Origin of the sequence: uncultured Tateyamaria sp., assembly GCF_947503385.1 — a bacterium.
Taxonomy (GTDB): domain Bacteria; phylum Pseudomonadota; class Alphaproteobacteria; order Rhodobacterales; family Rhodobacteraceae; genus Tateyamaria.
In genome coordinates, this window is record NZ_CANNDO010000001.1 from 318105 (window position 1) to 336218 (window position 18114).

The 18114-nt window shown below is 59.2% G+C and carries 13 protein-coding genes; 11 read left to right on the plus strand and 2 right to left on the minus strand.

Annotated features, from left to right (window positions below):
- The first annotated feature begins 16 nt into the window (after positions 1-16).
- Both Q1A85_RS01590 and Q1A85_RS01595 read left to right on the plus strand, forming a co-directional pair.
- On the plus strand, positions 17-751 hold the full coding sequence (locus Q1A85_RS01590) for a metallophosphoesterase (protein ID WP_299684358.1): 735 nt from the start codon (positions 17-19) through the stop codon (positions 749-751).
- A gap of 144 nt (positions 752-895) precedes the next feature.
- Positions 896-1744 carry a sulfotransferase domain-containing protein gene (locus tag Q1A85_RS01595; protein WP_299684360.1) on the plus strand — a complete coding sequence of 283 codons (849 nt, stop codon included), beginning with the start codon at positions 896-898 and terminating at the stop codon, positions 1742-1744.
- Positions 1745-1787: 43 nt separating this feature from the next.
- On the opposite strand, the gene Q1A85_RS01600 is transcribed toward Q1A85_RS01595, so the two are convergent.
- Positions 1788-4652 (minus strand): S8 family serine peptidase, encoded by a 2865-nt coding sequence (locus tag Q1A85_RS01600; RefSeq protein ID WP_299684361.1) that lies wholly within the window; start codon positions 4650-4652, stop codon positions 1788-1790.
- A 542-nt stretch (positions 4653-5194) separates the two neighbouring features.
- Here Q1A85_RS01600 and Q1A85_RS01605 point away from each other — a divergent pair.
- Both Q1A85_RS01605 and Q1A85_RS01610 read left to right on the plus strand, forming a co-directional pair.
- Positions 5195-5455: a hypothetical protein gene (locus Q1A85_RS01605; RefSeq protein ID WP_299684363.1), complete on the plus strand. Its 261-nt coding sequence runs from the start codon at positions 5195-5197 to the stop codon at positions 5453-5455.
- Positions 5456-5583: 128 nt separating this feature from the next.
- Positions 5584-6819 (plus strand): hypothetical protein, encoded by a 1236-nt coding sequence (locus Q1A85_RS01610; protein WP_299684365.1) that lies wholly within the window; start codon positions 5584-5586, stop codon positions 6817-6819.
- Positions 6820-6850: 31 nt separating this feature from the next.
- Here the strand turns inward: Q1A85_RS01610 and Q1A85_RS01615 are convergent, their stop codons facing one another.
- Complete coding sequence (locus Q1A85_RS01615; protein WP_299684367.1) at positions 6851-8875, minus strand: family 16 glycosylhydrolase; 2025 nt, start codon at positions 8873-8875, stop codon at positions 6851-6853.
- Positions 8876-8986: 111 nt separating this feature from the next.
- Here Q1A85_RS01615 and Q1A85_RS01620 point away from each other — a divergent pair, with 111 nt between their 5' ends.
- From Q1A85_RS01620 to Q1A85_RS01650, 7 genes are all read left to right on the plus strand, one after another.
- Positions 8987-10084 (plus strand): acyltransferase, encoded by a 1098-nt coding sequence (locus Q1A85_RS01620; RefSeq protein WP_299684369.1) that lies wholly within the window; start codon positions 8987-8989, stop codon positions 10082-10084.
- Positions 10085-10099: 15 nt separating this feature from the next.
- Positions 10100-11125 carry an acyltransferase gene (locus Q1A85_RS01625; protein WP_299684371.1) on the plus strand — a complete coding sequence of 342 codons (1026 nt, stop codon included), beginning with the start codon at positions 10100-10102 and terminating at the stop codon, positions 11123-11125.
- Positions 11126-11600: 475 nt separating this feature from the next.
- Positions 11601-12155 (plus strand): hypothetical protein, encoded by a 555-nt coding sequence (locus Q1A85_RS01630; protein ID WP_299684373.1) that lies wholly within the window; start codon positions 11601-11603, stop codon positions 12153-12155.
- A gap of 138 nt (positions 12156-12293) precedes the next feature.
- Positions 12294-13370: an acyltransferase gene (locus Q1A85_RS01635; protein WP_299684375.1), complete on the plus strand. Its 1077-nt coding sequence runs from the start codon at positions 12294-12296 to the stop codon at positions 13368-13370.
- 136 nt (positions 13371-13506) lie between these two features.
- A complete protein-coding gene (locus Q1A85_RS01640) occupies positions 13507-15474 on the plus strand; it encodes an acyltransferase family protein (protein ID WP_299684377.1) in 1968 nt (655 codons plus the stop codon).
- Positions 15458-16789: an O-antigen ligase family protein gene (locus Q1A85_RS01645; protein WP_299684379.1), complete on the plus strand. Its 1332-nt coding sequence runs from the start codon at positions 15458-15460 to the stop codon at positions 16787-16789. Before Q1A85_RS01640 ends, Q1A85_RS01645 begins: the two co-directional genes overlap by 17 nt.
- A complete protein-coding gene (locus Q1A85_RS01650; protein ID WP_299684381.1) occupies positions 16786-18111 on the plus strand; it encodes a hypothetical protein in 1326 nt (441 codons plus the stop codon). The genes Q1A85_RS01645 and Q1A85_RS01650 overlap by 4 nt, the downstream gene beginning before the upstream one ends.
- Positions 18112-18114: the final 3 nt, after the last annotated feature.

Genomic DNA, 18114 nt, shown 5'->3' on the forward strand with positions numbered 1-18114 from the left:
CACAGGGTCACAACACATGTTCCGCAAGTTTTTTCGCAGTGCACAATCGGACGCGCCGTTCCCGGCCGTCGCACCCGACGCACCTGTGGTCGTTGTCGGCGACATCCACGGATGTGCAGCCTTGTTGCATCGGTTTCTTGAGCGGGTCGGCGATCTGCCCCTGGTATGTGTTGGAGACTACGTAGACCGGGGTCCCAACAGTGCTGAGGTGCTGCGCACCTTGCAGGCCCGTCCTGACATTACATGCCTGTCTGGAAACCACGAAGTGATGATGCGCGATTTTCTGGAAGCGCCGGTAAAAGAGGGGGCGCGGTGGCTAAACCACGGCGGCACTGCAACGCTGCAAAGTTTTGGATTGCCCACGATCCGGCACAACAATGACAGTGCGATGTTGAACGATGCGCGGGATGCATTGGCCGAAGCGATGGGCCCGGATCTGGTCGCGTGGTTGGTGTCTTTGCCGCCCCTGTGGCAATCAGGCAATGTGGCAGTCGTACACGCCGGAGCCGACCCGGACCGGCCCATGAACGAACAGTCGGACCATGATCTGCATTGGGGGCATCCAGCGTTCTTCAAGCGTCGGCGGCGGGATGGCATCTGGGTGGTGCACGGACACACGATCGTGGCGAACCCTCAAGCACGGGACGGACGCATTTCGATCGATACAGGCGCCTATGCCAGCGGACGCCTAACCGGCGTCCGGCTAGAAGACGGCGAAGCGTATGCCGAGACGGTGACCCTGCAAGACTGATCCGACAACACATTTTCGCGCCGCAAAGCGCACATGATTTTTGCCCTGCGCCACAGTGTTCGCCGTGCAGGACGCTCAGGTTTGGTTTTTGCTTGCGCGTCAGGCGCTCTGCGCCTTTAAGGAGGCCCGGTATAAGGACCACACATGCGACCATTACAAGCAACGTTTATTGGAATTGGCGCGCAGAAATCCGCGTCGACTTGGCTGTACGGCGTATTGCAGCAGTGCCCGGATGTACGGGTGAGCGATGACAAGGAAGTCGACTTTTTCAGCTACTATTTCGACCGCGGCTATGAGTGGTACGAACGCAGTTTTGTCGGAGCAGAGGACCGAGCACATCGGGGGGAAATTTCGCCCTCGTACCTGATCCACCCCGGCGCGCCGTTCCGCGCAGCGCAATACAATCCGGATATGCAGGTCTTTGTCACGCTGCGGGACCCGGTAGACCGGGCATATTCAAATCACCTGCACGAGGCGCGCAAGGGCCATATCAGCGGCGCCAATCTTTCGTTCGAAACTGCGTTGGAAAACAACCCGCTCTACCGCGATCAGGGTCGCTATGCACATCATCTGTCAGGATGGTTCGATCATTTCCCACGCGAGCAAATTCATGTTATGTTTCAAGAAGATATACATGTAGATCGTGCAAAAGCCGCGCGACAGGTTACGGACGCACTGGGCCTCGAACCGCTGGCTGATTTTCTGGATTTGCGTGCCAATGAAAGCGTGCGCTATCGCAACGCAGCCATGGGTGAAACCTTGTGGAAGATCGGGAATTTCGCGCGGCGGAACGGACTTGGTAAAGTCGCGGAGTTGGCAAAGTCCCTGCCCGGCATACGCCAAATGCGACAGGCCAACCGCGAGGAAATGCGTGAGGTCGTGGCGCCGATGGATCCGGGCACGGCTGAGTCGTTGACTGGTTTTTATCAGGAAGATGTTGCCGCGCTCGAAGCGTTGCTTGGACGTTCGGTGCCTTGGACCCGCTACACATAGACGGGCCAAGGGCAGGACAGCCTGTGCCGCCCTGCCCTGATGTTTAGAACAGCCAGAATTCGCCGTCGCTTTGTTGGCCTATGCTCAGGTCGTCGGCACTGATGCCTTCGATCCGGCCAAGCTGGATCGTCTGACCACCCACTTCGACCTGAAGAATGGTGTCGTCGTTGCGCGTCACCATCTCGATGTCCGCTTCGCTGGCGCTGTTGAGGCCAACGAGCACAACTTGATCGCCTTCGTCCAGGTTGAAGTCGCGGATCACGTCCAGTTCGCCGGAGTGCTGCAGGTCAAGCACGAAGGTATCGGCCCCTGCGCCACCAAAGAGCAGGTCACGTCCTTCGCCACCGGACAGCGTGTCGTTGCCCTCGTCGCCGCGCAGGATGTCACGTCCCAGACCGCCCTCGATATAATCGTCACCAGCGTCACCGATGAGGCGGTCATTGCCGACACCACCGTCCATGACATCATCGCCAGCACCGCCACGCAGTCGGTCATACCCGGCGCCGCCGTCAATCGTGTCAGCACCCGCGCCGCCTACCAGATGGTCTGCACCTGCGCCACCATCCATGACGTCGTGACCTGCGCCACCATTCAACCGGTCAATGCCTGCACCACCGTGTAGGTCGTCTGCGCCGTCACCGCCGGACAGTGTGTCGTCACCGGCATTCCCGATAAGTTCATCGCGCCCATCCGTTCCGGTCAGGCGGTCAGCGCCATCCGTACCAGTGAACGTTTCGTCAAAATCATCCGAGGGTGTCGGCTCCACGGGAGGATCCGTGGGCTCTGGTTCGGGCTCGGGTTCTGGTTCCGGTTCGGGTTCAGGCTGAGGCTCGGGTTCGGGTTCAGGCTGAGGCTCGGGCTCTGGTTCAGGCTCTGGTTGCGGTTCGGGTTCGGGCTCCGGCTCTGGTTCGGGCAATTCGCCACTTGTGATCCACGCTTCAAGCTCTGCCGCGTCGTAGGTGACATCGGTGAACTGAAAGAATTCCACGCCAAATATCATCGACAACCCGTAGTCGATGAAGCCCAACAAGAATGTGCCAGCATCAGACAGCGTGGCGTGAACGCTGGAAAACAGTGCATCGATGGCAAAAGTGTCATTGCCTGCGCCACCGTCTACGGTGTCCTCGCCAAAGCTAAAGTGAATGATGTCGTCACCACGCCCGGTGCTCAACCAGTTGTCGGACCCGTTGCCGAATACGATGTCGTTGCCGTCGCCGGTAAAGACATCCTCAATCTCTTCTGGTGTGCCGAGATCCAGAACAACCCCCGCGATCATGCTGGAAGTGTTTCCGGTCAAGTCGATACGGCTGCCCGAAGTCACGGCGGCCGCGTTGATCGCGTCATGGCCTCCATTTGTGTCAGACAGGGTGCTGCGCGCCTCAAGATCGGTGCCGTCGTAATGGTTGCCGAATTCGTTCGTGTAGAAATACGTGTCGTCGTTCAGACCGTCCGTATCACCGTGGATCGACAGCGACACATCAAGGAGGCGACCCGTCATGGGTTCACCCTGATCTGTGGCGTCGGGGTTCATGTTGTAAATGTCCAGCGTCCACGTGCCAGCACCCAATTCACCCATCGTAGCGACGGATGAGAAGGTAAAGTTGCGGATGTTGCCAATGCTACTGGCCTCTTCGTGGTCATAGACCAGTTGGACGCGCTGACCTTCGGCGCTGGTCAGATATACCTCAAGATCGCCGCTGAACCGCCAGACCAGTGCCATCGACAACTCGACATGCTCAACTTCGATCGCTTCGGTGATCTCGATATCAACCGAAATGTGATCTTGCGTGCCGGCGATCAGCTCTTGGCCAACCTCCTGCTCGACCGTGATCGTTTCGCGATTGTGCGCCGTTTGTTGCTGTGTCCAGGTTTCGGCAAGGCGCACAGCATTGTGAGCGTTTACAACGCCGTAGCCGAACACATCACTATAGTGCATCCCACCACCGTTGAAGTTGTCGGTGTTCGTAATGCGCCAGCCTTGGCCGTGCAACGCGTTGTCGGTCAGACCCTCGCGCTCGGCGGACAAGGCGAGGATTTGCTGCACGTCCCGGTAGCCCAAATCTGGGTTGGCTTCATACATGAGGGCGATAACGGCGGACACCGCCGGAGCTGAAAATGACGTGCCGGATGTCTCTGTGTAGTTGCCCTTGGGGCGGGTCGTGTAGACGTCATCGCCTGCCGCAGACACGAGCACGTTTGCGCCAATGCTGGTCGAGGCCCAAGCGTCACCATCCGCCTGAATCGCACCCACGGAAATCGCGTAGGTCGAGTTCTGGAAGTTGTGGTAATTGGATGAGCCGCTCGCACCGTCATTCCCTGCGGAGAACACCATGCTGGTGCCCAGACCATCGCGGCCTTCTTCGGCCACGGTTTGCAGCGTATCACCCAGATGCGCGAATTCCGCGCGGCTGAAGTTATCGTGGAAGTTCTGCGTGAAACTCCAGCTGTTGTTGGCCACGTCGACGTTGACGGCGGCGGCCAAGGCTTGCTGCACCTGATCAACGGCGTTAGCGCTGGAATAGTCGATCGCAAGGCCAACCAATGTCGCGCCGGGCGCTATGCCCACGCTGCCTTCGCCATTGCCACCTTCGGCCGAGATGACGCCTGCGACCATTGTTCCGTGCCAGTCACCGATGTCGCGCGGCGCGACGTTCACGTCGTCGGTTTCAAGTGCAAAGTTGTAATCCAGATCGGAATCGTACGCGTTTGCGAGGTCACCGTGGTGATAGTCGATCTGCGAGTCGATCACCCCGACCAGCACGCCATCACCAGTGTAATCTTCCCAGACGCTCGACACATCTATGTGGACATCCGACGTTTCGGACCCATCAATAAACCAGGATTCGCCGACGTCGGGATCAGAGAGCAGCGTGTTCACCGAAGTGGGATTGATAAACGAGGCAGTCATTCTTTCAATCTTCCTTGCATTCTTTCGGGGTGCCTGTCGGAGTGGACGACATGCACAGTTTCATGTTGGTCTGGTGCACCAGACCGCGTGTTGACCCAACGGATCCGTTTAGCTGCCCAGCTTGGTAGAGGGAGATCGAGACAGGATTGTGGCTGCGGACAGCCAATTGCTGGGCAGTTTCTTGACAGGTTTGCGGAGCGGAAGGCCTGCAATGCGCCGGAACTGAAACAGGAAGAAATCAACCAAAAGTTAAATAAAATGGTAATTGTTCACGTTTTGCGAGCAGGGCTGATCCTGTGCCTTGTTTTTGTTGGAAAACCCGGTCCGCACCAATTTTCAAATCTTAACGCACGGTGCTGTTGCGCCTGCTGAAAGCGTTGACAAACCCTTAACCCACCGGTCGCACAGGCGACTGTTTATTAAGGTTTTTTACGAATTTTCCTTGTTTGTGCGTCGGTTTGATCCTTCGCATTCCCTGTGCGGTGTCTTCGACGCGCTGACCCACAGGGACGAATGCATCATTGGCACCGAAAGGACTTCACATGACTGACCGATTTGCATCGTATACCCCCGGACTCGAAGCACCGGCGGAAGACGTTTTTGTTGTGGCGCCTGATGACGGCGCGGACTTGCCGCAGGCGACGCGTGCCTTGAATGTGGCGCAATCCGGCGCTGTCCGGTTGACCACCGTTTCGGGCACTACCGCGACCGTCTACGTCGCGGCAGGCATCGCCTTTCCTGTCCGTGCCTCACGGATTTTCGCGACCGGCACGACGGCAACCGGCATCGTGGGCATGGCCTAATGCTGATTGGCATTGGCTTGACCGCAGCGCAGACGCCAATGTCTGACCTGCCCGTGGCGCCGCCGCCGCCGCCTCCGCCACCGGTCGGGGGGCTTGTGCCGCCGTCGAACCTGTTTTCGTCAACACAGATGGCATTTGACACCACTGCGCACATTGATTTGCGCAGCAACTGGTCTGTTGTGGATGGGCGCCTGACATGTCTGGGTGTCAACGGCAATGACGTGCGGATGAACTTGGATGACCCGCTTGTCGCCGGGCGCCCATATTTTGTGACCCTCGATCCGCAATACGGGAGCGCAAACGTCAAAATCAACCTCAGCGGAAGCGGGTCTGCCAACGGGCGCAATGTCAGTGAGGATTGGCAGGGCTTTCAGTACTTCCCGCCTTCGGTTGTCGACGGCAATTTTACCCGTGCCTCTCTGAACCCGAGCGCGGCCTTCACCGGGTCAGTGGATGACATTTCGGTCTATGATCTGTCTTCGGTCGATCCACATATTGTGCCCTGCGACGTGATTATCATTGGCGGAGACAGCAACTCTGCCAATGCGACGTCCGACTTTGTGACCAAAGACAACCGCGAGACGGCTTATGACCCGCGCATGTGGTACATGCCCTGTCTGCGTACCTCGCCCACCTATGGCACAGTGGGTGCAGAACGGCACATGCCGTTTCCGATGATCGAACCAGTGCTGGCGGCACCCGGAGCCTCCAGAATGTCGCCGGTACACGCTGCGGCATCCCGGTTGGTGGGATGGTCAGCGGGCCGCGACAGGCCCTTGCTGGTCATGGCGCTGGGTGATCCGGGATCCGGTCTGATGAACACGCAGGATTGGCGTCACCCAAGCCGCGCGGTGATCGAAACCACGCAGCAAGGCAACACAGCCTCGCGCATGTGGAACGAGATGATGGCGATGAAATCCGCTGTCGAGGCGCTAGGTCCGGCGCACGAAGTTGTCGGGGCGATCTGGTCGCTGGGTCAAAACGACGGCTTTAACACGCCGGATGGTCCGGACGGTTACGACACCGCACACACGGCCGAATACCACGCGTTCTTTGCAGGGGTCCGGGCAGAGTTTGGGAACATCCCCATGGTTCTGACCAACATTGCGCAGCATATTGTCGACAACACCGACGGTGCGGGCAATCCGGGTTTCGGCAGCTATCGCCAGCAATGGCTCAACCGGTTTGACAAGGACAGTGGTCATCCAAACGCGATCTCCGACTTTCGGGTGATCCAGCCTGCTTCCGGCAATCAAGTTGATCCGCTCGACCCCGGCGATCCGCATTATAACGCCGCAGGTATGCAACAGAACGGGCGCGATATGGGCGATGCATTGTTGAGCCTGATCACGTCAGCCACCTGACGGACGAACGCTTAACATTGTTGCGCGCGGCTTAAGGGCTTTGCAGGCCCGTGCCGCGCGCAGCCATGTCCGCCCCTTCGATCAAAAGTGACTGATCCGCATTGAAGGTTATCAGAATTCCCTCGTCGACCTGTTGCCACACCCAATCGTCGCCCCGGGCGCGCAGAGTTGGCGCGATAAGCAAATCGTGGCTTTGATTGTAACCCCGGAGTCGATCATGGCCCGGCGCATTGTCGATCCGCACCGTAATTCGGGACGCCTTTTCCGCGATAACAAACAGATCATCACCCGCGCCACCAGACAACTGCCCTCCATGGCCTTCGGCCTCGAGTCTGTCATCCCCGGGCGTTCCCAGCAGTCTGCCAAACTCGCCGCGCAAAATGCCGCGTTCCACATGAGGTGGCAGCCCACGACGGCCCCAAAGGATCAGTGTGTCAATATCACCGGATGCCGGTTCTTCGATGCGCGTGTGGGGATGTGACACCAAATACCGTTCCGGCCCCGGCCCGCCCACCAGCCGCGTTTCTCGTGCCCGGTCGTTGAGCCATCCGCCAGCGATACCTGCTGTCAGCAGCCCATCGGCATCTTCGTCCGACACGGACCGGTTCGGAACGTCGGCACGGGTGGCCCAGACATTTCGGCCAACAGGCCAGCGCGACACAATCTGCTCTTTGCCTATGTCGGCAACCTGCTGGTCGCGCAGGATGATGCTTTGCGGCCAATACGGATCGGACCCGCTGGACAGCCAGACATCGTCGCCCACTTGGGTCAAACGGTCATGCGCGTCAGCACTGTCAAAGAACTGGAACCCTTCGAGCACGATACGGTCGTCCGGGCCAAAGCCCCGGACCACAGTGCCCTCGCGTCCACGGCTGAGCCGGATTTCATCTGCCCCACCAGACAGTGTGATGATGTCGAACCCGGCCCCCGGTGCGATGATATCATCGCCTTGCGTATCGCGGATGATACTGCGGCGGTCATCATAGGGATTGTCGCCCTGTGCCATGTCAAACGTCAGCTCTGGCGGCATCGCCCAAGCCCGGATCGCTCGGATCAGCAGATCGTTTTCGGGATCAAGGACTGCGTCCAGGTCTGCATCGGCTGGCCAGATGCCGCCACGTGCCGTGAACTGGTCATTGGCAAGGATGTACATTGGATCATGCGCATCCTCGGGCGTCGGCGTCCGATAAATCTCCCGCAGGGAATTGCGGTCTGGGCCGAAGTAAAAGACGATTTCGCCCGGCGTCCAGTGCGCGGCGAAGGTGTTCACGCGCCCATAGATGTCCGCTTCGAGTTGATCTTCGAAATGGTGGCGCGCAAGCGTGTAGATGTTGCGCCCACCCCGCACCTTGATCTTGGGTTTGCTCCGTTCGGGATCGGGGTCAAAGTCGTTGATGACATCCACGTTGTGAACGGGCCGTTTGTCTTCGTCGAGGCGGTCAAACAGAACAGCCGTGTTGAACCGCCCGTCCTTTGGCGTAGGTTCCGCGATGCCTGCGCCATAGGCCTCGAAGATATCGATCTCGGGGGGCCAACCTGGTCCGGCAAAGTTGAGCCAAAACGCGGGCCACCGGCCCTTACCTCGCGGAATTTGTGCGTCGATCTCGAACCAGCCGTAGACTTGTGACCAGGTTTCGACCGTCGTGATCCGCCCTGTGGCATAGCGTACCTGCGCCGCCCTTTTGCCCTGATTGGTCGCGCGCATGTGCGCGCGGATCGGACCAAGCTGTGCGTCGGTCAGTGGGACGGTTCGGACCGACAGCCCATCGGGTGTGACGTTGAGTGTCGGCGCAACCGACGACCACGGCACATCCGGCAACATTGGGTCCAGAAACACCGTTTCCTGCGCATTTGTCATAAGACCGCCACGTGGGCTCTGCGTCGACCACACCCCGGTGCGCCCATCATACCGGTTCAGACCGTTTGCGAATTCTTCGTTCAGAATTGGGACCATGGCGTCGCGGTCTGGAATGCCTGACGATTGGGCAGACACGACCGGCGCGCAGGTCACAAGGGCGATCAACCATGCGGCTGCTTTAGTGGTGCGATGATTCATGGCAGTCTCCGATTAGACTCCTGTCCGTTCAATTTGGACACTGGGCATTGCCGCCACAAGAGGTATATGCGGGACGGGTCGCCAGGCCGACCACGTGAAAAGACTGAGCTGATGAGTACATCTTCACCCTCTGGGACCGTCCCAAACGCGCGGCAAAGCCGTGTCAGGTCGATCCAGTATCTGCGAGCCGTCGCGGCCCTGTCCGTTGTGGCATACCACGCGAGCAAGCGTGTGGACGAAGTATTTTCAGAGACGGTTATCGGTATCTTTCACCTTGGCCATGGCGGTGTTGACCTGTTTTTCGTCATCTCGGGTTTCATCATGTGGAGCATCGGCTGCGACGCGCCCCGTGCGCCGGGGCAATTCCTGTTGCGCCGCGCCATTCGTGTAATCCCGCCCTATTGGGTGGCAACGCTGTGCTGGGTGGCGCTGATGCTGGTGCTGGGTGTCGGCTGGATCGTGATTACACCTGCGCACGTGATCCAGTCCCTGCTGTTTGTCCCACATTGGAGCCCAACATTCCCCGATACTTTCTGGCCTGTGCTGGTGCCGGGCTGGACGCTGCTGTTCGAGATGTTCTTTTATGCGCTGTTCGCCCTGACCCTGTTGGTGACGCATCAATGGCGGCTGATCGCGCTTGCCGCCGCGCTGCTGTCATTGGTCGGGTTGGGCTGGCTGATGTCGCCGGAGACCGCTGCAATGCAAGCCTATACCAGCCCTTTATTGCTGGAATTCCTTGCCGGCTGCCTGATCGCTGAGGTTTGGCGCCGCGGCGTGTCAGGTCTTTGGACAGGTGTGGCGCTGATCATCGCGGGGCTTCTGGCACTGGTGTTTCTGACGCCGCTGGCGGTGCCGGACCAGACCTCTTGGGGGCGCCCGCTGACCTTTGGGTTGGCAGGGGCGCTGATCGTCTGGGGCGGCGTGTGCCTTGAACGTTATCTGCCCGATATGCCACTGCTGGAGCGTTTGGGCGACGCCAGCTATGCGATCTATCTGTTCCATTTCTTTGTGATCCAGATCTTTGCTGCCTTCTGGAACCGTCTACCGCTGGTCGATAACATTGCGGGCGCAGGCGGTTTTGTCATTCTGTGCCTGACAGCGTCATCGGTTCTTGGGCTTTGGCTGTTCAACAGTATGGAACGTCCGCTACAGAAACGGCTGACCGCCGGGCTGACACGACGTCCCGGCAAGGTGCAGACCGGACAGTGATGGGGTGGACATGACATGCTGACAGGACTGCAAAGCGGTCGCGCCGTGGCGGCGATCATGGTGGCGATCTTCCACGCCAATCTGTTCTTGCTGCCAAAAAATTTCTACGACGGCTCGGGCGCGGGTGCCGTGTTCAACTTTGGCTATGCCGGCGTCGAGTTCTTTTTCGTACTGTCGGGCTTTATCATGATGCTGGTGCACCGGCAGGATTTCGGGCGGCCCGAACGGGTCGGACTGTTTCTCTATAAACGTGTCGTGCGGATCTACCCGATCTACTGGATGGTGCTGACATTTCTGGTCGCCATCTATCTGGCGTCGCCCGGACGCGGCCCCGATCACGCCCGCGAACCGGCATCCATTCTCGCCTCGTATCTGCTGTGGCCCACAGAAGACGGCCCAATCATGGCCGTGGCATGGACACTGCAACACGAGATGCTGTTCTACTTTGTCTTTGCGACACTGTTGTGGCGGGTCCGGATCGGCGCGAGTCTGTTTGCTATATGGATGCTGGCCTGTGTCGCGGCTCTGCCATTTTACGGGGATCTGGCGCATCCTGTTTCCTTTGTGCTCAAGCCGCATAACATTTTGTTTGCGCTGGGGATTGCCACCGCACTTCTGTACGATCGTGTGGATCCGGGAACAGCGCGAGCGCTGTTCTGGGGCGGGCTGGTGCTGTTCCTTGGCACTGGTGTCGCTGAAACTGTTGGACAGGTGCCATTCCCACGTGGACCGCTGCCGCTCATATACGGATTGGGAGCTGCGTTGATGATGGTTGGCCTGACGCGGGGCGAACTACCGGCACCGCGTTTGCTCACCTTTTTGGGCGACGCGTCATATTCCATCTATCTGGTGCACCTGCCGGCCATGAACATTCTGGCGGTGTTTCTCAAACGTGCAGGCATTCACGAGGTCATACCACCGTTGGCGATGCTGACGCTGATCGTCGGATTGGTGACCATCATCGGATGTTTTGTGCACGTTTTGGTCGAAAAGCCGCTCATGGCCTGGTTCAAGGCGCGCGCCGGAGCAGCCCGCGCCTGAGGCCCCGTCGACAGACCGGATTTCCGCCTACGGTTCGGCTCCGCGTCGCTGACAGCACTATTTACAGTTGCAATAATCGGCTATTCTGCGCAGGCACTGCGACGAATCAGCGGCTTGCTACCGCTGTTTCTAAGGTGGATTGATGCCGAGATCGGTGCTAAGATGTAAACAATAACCTGAAAATAAGGAGATTCTCGCCCGAATAGAAAAAATCTTAATAATTCAATTTTTACGAGATGTTTACTCAGATCGCCTTTCGAGACTTACCAAAATGCGGCCACAAGGTGGCCATAATCTGACCAAGAATTCAAATTTAGCTAAAACTTGCGTCTCGAATCGTTGACATTAGGCGAAATTTTGCCACAAGTTAGCTGCAATCTGGGTGGGGTGTGTAGCGCGGACGATTCCGCATGAAATTCCCTGAAATGTAAAAACGGTGCGCGGAAGCGTGCCACCATGACATAAGGTTAAAAAAATGTCTTTTGTATCTCCCAACGGAAATGACGGCGGTGTCATCGAAACTGACAACGGCGACAACACAATCAACGGTGCTGGCGGTGATGACATCGTCAACGGCGCTGGCGGCGACGACTTTATCAAAGGCGGCGGCGGCGACGACGACATGAAAGGCGGCGTGGGTGACGACCGTCTTGCAGGCGGTGCCGGCGACGACAAAATCGCAGGTGGTGGCGGTGACGACATCATCAACGGTGGTCTTGGCAACGACAAACTGGGCGGTGGCGCAGGTGACGACGTTCTGACCGGCGGCCCCGGCAACAACCGTCTGACCGGCGGTGAAGGCGCGGACACATTCGTGTTTGACGCGGAAAGCACCGGCAAAGACAAGATCCTCGACTTTGATGCGTCCGAAGGCGACACAATCCGCCTGAACGGCGGCATCGAAGCTGACGGTTTCCGCGAGTTTGCTGGCGGTACCATCGTCGATATGAGCACAGGCGGCACCATCATCTTCCAAGGCGTCGACATGGAAGAAGTGATGGAACTGTTTGGCGTGTTCGACATCGCCTAAGCGTTCAACGTCTTTCAGACTTGAAATCAGGTCCCCTTTCCGCTCCGGTGGGAAGGGGATTTTTCTTTTCCGGCCTGCAGTATTCTGACAAGGGTGCTGCCATTCTCTGAGCGGCCGCACGATCGGACTGAATGAGCAATGCCGGACCTGTCTGACCGCCGCACGCATCTGCCGACCCTAGACGGGTTGCGCGGGTTGGCCGCGATTATCGTCGTGATTTCTCACTGTGCAAATGCAGGTTTCCTGCCTGCCGAGCTTGGTCGCGGCTTTGGGCAGATGGGCGTCGGCCTGTTCTATGGCCTCAGCGGTCTGCTCATGGGGCGACTGTATCTGGGAAAACCCCTGACTCATGCCAACCTCGTAGACTACATATGGCGCCGGGCCGCGCGCGTGTTACCGCTATATTATGCGGTGCTCGCTTTGGGCGCGGTTCTGCTGTTCGGCTTTGGCACATCACCCTACATGCAGGAAGGCGCGGGTGACGTGTTCCGCGCCGCAGCGCTGATCTACGGCACGGGTGTGCTGTGGTCGATCCCCGTCGAAATCCAGTTCTACGTGGTTTTTGTCGCCATCTGGTACGCCGCCGCGCGTGGACGTCTGGGTGCCATGTTTGTCGGTTTGCTGATCATACAGGGCGTAATTGTTGCCGCCATCTATCTGACCTCCGGTCTCGGCAAAGGTTTGGCGAACACCTATACGCTGGCATTCTGGCTACATTTCTTTCTGTTCGGGACACTTCTCGGACATCTGTCGACCAAGCCTGCATTTATGAAACGCGCCAACGCGCGGACGCCCATTGTGCTGGGGCTGTCAGCGCTGATCCTGATTGCGGGCTTGTTCACGCCGCCCGGTATTCGTCACGCTTTGGGTATCCCTTCCACCTTTGTCTTTGTCGGGCCGATCAGTGGCGGCTACCCGCTCTTGCTGCTGCTCCTCGGCCTGCTCAACTTTGGGGCCTTGCGGCTGTTTGCAGGCAAGATCTGGCGCTGGCTGGGTAAGGTTTCGTTCAGCATCTACCTGCTGCACATGCCTGTGGTCGCTGCCGTCGCAGCACTTGCGGATGACGGGCCTGTGCCCGTCTGGGCAAAGGCGGCGTTGGTGTTTGGACTGACTTTCGCCCTCTCCGCATTGACCGAACGCTGGATCGAACTGGGTGCACAACGGGCCATACTGCGAATGCGCCCCGGCGGACGCACCGCACGGGGTGCGGCCTGACGGTCCTCTGTGCCCAGTGAATTGGCATGTGCACAACAGGCAGCATCAGAATGAACCAACGGTGTTTTCTCAATGGCCCTGTAACCGGCGGCACGGTAAGGTCCCGGCGACGTGATCCATCGGATATCGACCGCCTGTGACCCATGCCCCCGTGACTTATCGCCCCGAAATCGACGGGATGCGCGCAATCGCCGTGGGCGCGGTGATTGTCTACCACCTCAAGATTGATTGGGGGGGTGATAGCCCCCTGATGGCCGGTGGATTTCTTGGTGTTGACCTGTTTTTCGTACTGTCAGGTTTTCTGATCACCGGCATCCTCGTGGATGAGTTTCGGAGCACCGGGCGCATCAGTATCGCGCAATTCTACTGGCGGCGCGCACGCCGCATCCTGCCGCCGCTGCTACTGGTCATGCTGGCCAGTTTGCCTGCGGCATGGGCGCTGCTGCTGCCGAGCGAGCTTGAGCGTTTTTCGCTGTCGCTGGTCGCCGCCCTCGCCTTTGTCAGCAACATTTTCTGGTTCTTCGAGTTGAGCGAATATGGCGCGCAATCCGGCCTGTTGCAGCCTTTTCTCCACACCTGGAGCCTCGCCATTGAAGAGCAGTTTTACCTGATCTTCCCACCGCTCCTGATCCTTTTGCTGCGCCATTTTACCCTGTCGCGCGTGATGTGGATCGTTGCCGCGCTGACTGGGATTGGCCTTGTCGTGGCTGCGATCACAACCGTGCTACACCCCGCGTTTTCGTTTTATGCGCCGACAAGCCGCGCGTGGGAGATGTTGGCAGGCGCGCTGTTGGCCGTGATCTCCCGGCACCACGCGGCGCGCGGGCAAGGCGGCCTGTTTCGTTTTGTTCCTGCGGTGTCGTTGGTGGTCCTGCTCTGGGCGTTCTTCAGCCAGGATCTGGTCGAGATGCGGCATCCCGGCATCGACACGCTGCCCGTCATCCTTGCCACATGCGGTCTGATCTGGTGCGCCGATCCACGCGAGCCTGTGACCCGGCTGCTGTCCACGGGACCGATGGTATGGATCGGCAAGCTGTCCTATTCGCTATACCTTTGGCATTTCCCCGTATTTGCCTTTGGGCGGGTCATGTCGGTCGGCGCTCCCGGCCCGCTTGAGATGGCGCTGTGGCTAGCGATGACCTTGGCGCTGTCGGTTGCGGGGTATCATTTGGTGGAAAAGCCGTTCCGCTTTCGCGTGGGTCCCCGCCCCTTTGCCGCCGCGACGCTGGCAGCAGTGCTTCCGGTGGCGGGCATCACCGCGCTAAGCCTGTCGGACATGGGCGCGTCATCGGGCCGGGCGCAGGCACTGGCCGAACTCTACGGACCAAACGAGATCGATAATTCCGTGCTGGCGCAGGCCAGCTGGGGCTTGATTGATGCTCGTTTCCCGGAAGAAGATATCGGGCCGTGGAACGCACAACGCCCATCCGTTTCCGGAACCACAAAACTGTGGTTCGAAGGCGCTGATACCCGCAAGGTCCTGATCGTGGGCGACAGTCTGTCCAAGGACGTCTACAACGCGCTGACGCTGAATGCCGAACGGTTTCCAAACTACGAATTTGCCCGCTTCAACCTGCATCGCAAGTCATTGGATGAAGACCTTGTAACGCTGGTCGGCACGCCAAACTTTGCGGCTGCAGACGTGATAATGATCGCGCCGAACTATTACCGCGAATACCGGCGCGCCCTGACCGCGATGCTCGAGTCCGTCGGCGGCCAGGGCAAGGACGTTATTGTGCTGGGCAACACCGCCAAGTTCAACGCAGGTGGCGCGCAACCGCTGTTCGACTGGTTTTTGATCAAATCTGGTGACCGCGCTGCACTCGAAAACCTGAATGCCCTCGCTCCGAAATACGAGGACGACCGGTCGCGGGTTCAAAACACAGTCATCCGAGACATCGCAGAAGCCGCCGGCGCGCAATACCTGTCCCGACGCGATCTGGTGTGCCAGAGCGACATCAGCTGTACCCTGATCACCCAAGACGGGCTCAAGACGATGTATGACGGGCTGCATTGGTCACTGGCCGGAGCCGCACTGTTCGGCAGCCGCGCCGCAGACGCCGGGTGGCTTGCCGCGCCATCGCCGATTGAGACGGGCGGATGAGCGTGACGCGATGAGTGTGGCCGACAGCACATATGCAGAGCCCAAGGCACAGGCGACACCGAATTACCTGTTCTGGGCGGTCGTGGACGCGACATTGCTGTCGCTCATCATCCTGCTCAGTGCGGACATGCTGATTCAGGTCAGGTTCCTGCAATCGCCGCTATGGATGGTGTGCTATGCGTTAACGATGCTGAGGATCGGCATCGTGCTGCCGCAGTTCCTGCCCGTTGTCAGGCGCAATTGGGTCATTCTCATCTACCCGGCCATCTGCATCGCGTCGGTGTCGTGGTCGCTCACCAAACCTTATAGCCTTGTGGCCAGCCTCCAGCTGACGATGACTATGGTGATGGGCATGTATTTGGGTTGGCGGTATTCCATGACCGTGATCCTCAAGGCGCTGGCGGTAGTGCTGTCCATCGGTGTCGCCCTGTCGATCCTGCATTGGGCCACGGGTATTTTTCCGTGGCCGGTCTACACCCGGATCGGCGGGCTCGCGGGACTGTTTTCAGGCAAGAACATGTTGGGTCTGCGCGCCCTGTTCGCCGCCACCGCGATCCTCACCATTCTTATGATGTACCGTCACGAGGTTGGGCCGCTGTTCCGGCAATTGTCCATTTTTGCGCTGCTGGGCAACATGTTCGCGCTGGCGCTGTCCCTGTCGATGACATCCGTCCTGCTGATGCCGGTCATGACCGGCGTGCTGCTTGCCTTTTGTTGGTACAGAGTGCCGCCCGCTTTCTTTGCCGCCGGTCTGTTGGTGACGCTTGCCGCAATCTCATTTGGGCCAGTGGTGCTGGCCATTGCAGGTATCAACCCGATCGAAGCGATCCTCGGCGCCGTCGGCAAAAGCACAACCCTGACCGGGCGCGTCTATCTGTGGCAAATCGCGCTAGAGGTCTACCGCGAATACCCGATTGCGGGCACGGGCTATCGCGCGTTTTGGCAAGCGCCGACCTTCCTGAACGAGCGGCTGGCGACACAGGATGCGGGCGCCACGACCAGCCGGTCCTTCCACAGCTTTCCGTTGGAAATCCTCGTCTCTGCGGGATGGGCCGCGCTGTTGGCCATGCTGGCCATCATCTGGGTTGCGACGGCGCGGATGCTGGCAATCTACCGCCGCAACCGTTCCGTTGCGATGGCGGGCGGATTGGCCCTGTTGGTGGGGGTCGTCGTGTCATCGCTGACCGGAACGTCTCTTTATCGCGGGCACGAATTGATGATCATCCTGCTGGTGGCTTTTGCTGTCACCGCGGGCGAGGACCTGCACCGAATGCGGATTGCAGATTCCGATAGAAACAAGGGCAACAACACATGATGCAGCGTCTGCGCAATTCGGGCGCTGCGCGTCTGTTCGGGACGGCGGGCATCGTTCTTGCTGTGCGGGTCAGTGGCACACTTCTCACCCTGACCTACACGCTTTTGATGATCGGCGTTGCCCCACCCGAAGAGGTAGGCCACGCCTTTGCCGCGCTGTCGGCGGGGTTCCTGCTGTCGGTCGTCGTCTCCCTGAATGTCGAAGCCGGGTCGATCCGGTTCCTGCCACTTTACTTCGAAAATGAGCGCAAGGCGGATGCCTCGGGCTATGTCTTTTGGTGCCGCCGCACTGTGCTGGTGATGACGGCGGGCTTGATGATTCCGGCGGTGGCCATTCTGATCTGGCGCAACGGGCTGGCCGAATTGGGTCCGTATCTTTTGAGTTTTGCCGCAGCACCCATCATCGCCAACGGGCGCATTAACAGCCGCCATGGCATCGCCCTTGGGCTGGTGTTGCGCGCGGCGCTGCCGCGGATGCTGGTGCGGCCTGTCTTTATGACCGCCGCTCTGGGCACTGCCAACCTGATGGACCTTGACCTGAGCGCGACGCAGATCATGGTTGCGTTCTTTGTGGCGTCATCGCTGGCGACTGGTCTGCAATGGCTGCTGATCCGCCACGCTATGGCCTTTCGACATGAGACCAAGCCCGACTATTCAGAGGCGCGCGATTGGGTACCGTTCGGACTGATGCTGAGCCCGATGCTGGTGATGAATGAATACATGCGCAATCTTATCATCCTGACCTCCGGCATCGTGCTCATGCCTGCGGATGTGGCCCGGTTGGGGATTTCGCTGTCGATGATCAGTGTGCTTAACTTTGGCCTCAACGCCTTTGACATGGTGTTCAGCCCAAAGATCTCGCGTGCCACCGCACAGGACAAACCCCGGCGCCGAGCCAAGCTGTTGACCGTGTGTGGCGCGGGCAAGCTGGTCGCGTTGGTGGTCGGCGTACCCTTGGCGTGGGTGTTCATACCGTACGTTTTGGGCTTTATGGGCAAAGACTATGCCGGGATCGAAGACATGTTCCTCGCCCTCGCGATCATCCCGGCGTCCAAGGCAATTTTTGGCCCAGCAAACCTTGTACTGAACGTCACCGGCCACAAGAAAATACTGTTCTGGTGCGCGCTGATTGGGGCGGGCGGGATCGTGCTGGGCACGCTGGCCGGACACGCAATTGATGGCACGCGCGGCGTGATCATCGGGGCCGCACTAGCGGCGGCATTTTATCAGGCGCTGCTGTTTACCATGTGCCGCTGGCACACCGGCACTGACACCACCGTCCTGTCCCTGATGTGGGACAAGCGGCGGCAGGTGGCGGCGTAATCG

Coding starts and splice junctions, on each gene's coding strand:
- Q1A85_RS01590 (WP_299684358.1), top strand. CDS start 17: ATGTTCCGCAAGTTTTTTCGCAGTGCACAATCGGACGCGCCGTTCCCG.
- Q1A85_RS01595 (WP_299684360.1), top strand. CDS start 896: ATGCGACCATTACAAGCAACGTTTATTGGAATTGGCGCGCAGAAATCC.
- Q1A85_RS01600 (WP_299684361.1), bottom strand. CDS start 4,652: ATGACTGCCTCGTTTATCAATCCCACTTCGGTGAACACGCTGCTCTCT.
- Q1A85_RS01605 (WP_299684363.1), top strand. CDS start 5,195: ATGACTGACCGATTTGCATCGTATACCCCCGGACTCGAAGCACCGGCG.
- Q1A85_RS01610 (WP_299684365.1), top strand. CDS start 5,584: ATGGCATTTGACACCACTGCGCACATTGATTTGCGCAGCAACTGGTCT.
- Q1A85_RS01615 (WP_299684367.1), bottom strand. CDS start 8,875: ATGAATCATCGCACCACTAAAGCAGCCGCATGGTTGATCGCCCTTGTG.
- Q1A85_RS01620 (WP_299684369.1), top strand. CDS start 8,987: ATGAGTACATCTTCACCCTCTGGGACCGTCCCAAACGCGCGGCAAAGC.
- Q1A85_RS01625 (WP_299684371.1), top strand. CDS start 10,100: ATGCTGACAGGACTGCAAAGCGGTCGCGCCGTGGCGGCGATCATGGTG.
- Q1A85_RS01630 (WP_299684373.1), top strand. CDS start 11,601: ATGTCTTTTGTATCTCCCAACGGAAATGACGGCGGTGTCATCGAAACT.
- Q1A85_RS01635 (WP_299684375.1), top strand. CDS start 12,294: ATGCCGGACCTGTCTGACCGCCGCACGCATCTGCCGACCCTAGACGGG.
- Q1A85_RS01650 (WP_299684381.1), top strand. CDS start 16,786: ATGATGCAGCGTCTGCGCAATTCGGGCGCTGCGCGTCTGTTCGGGACG.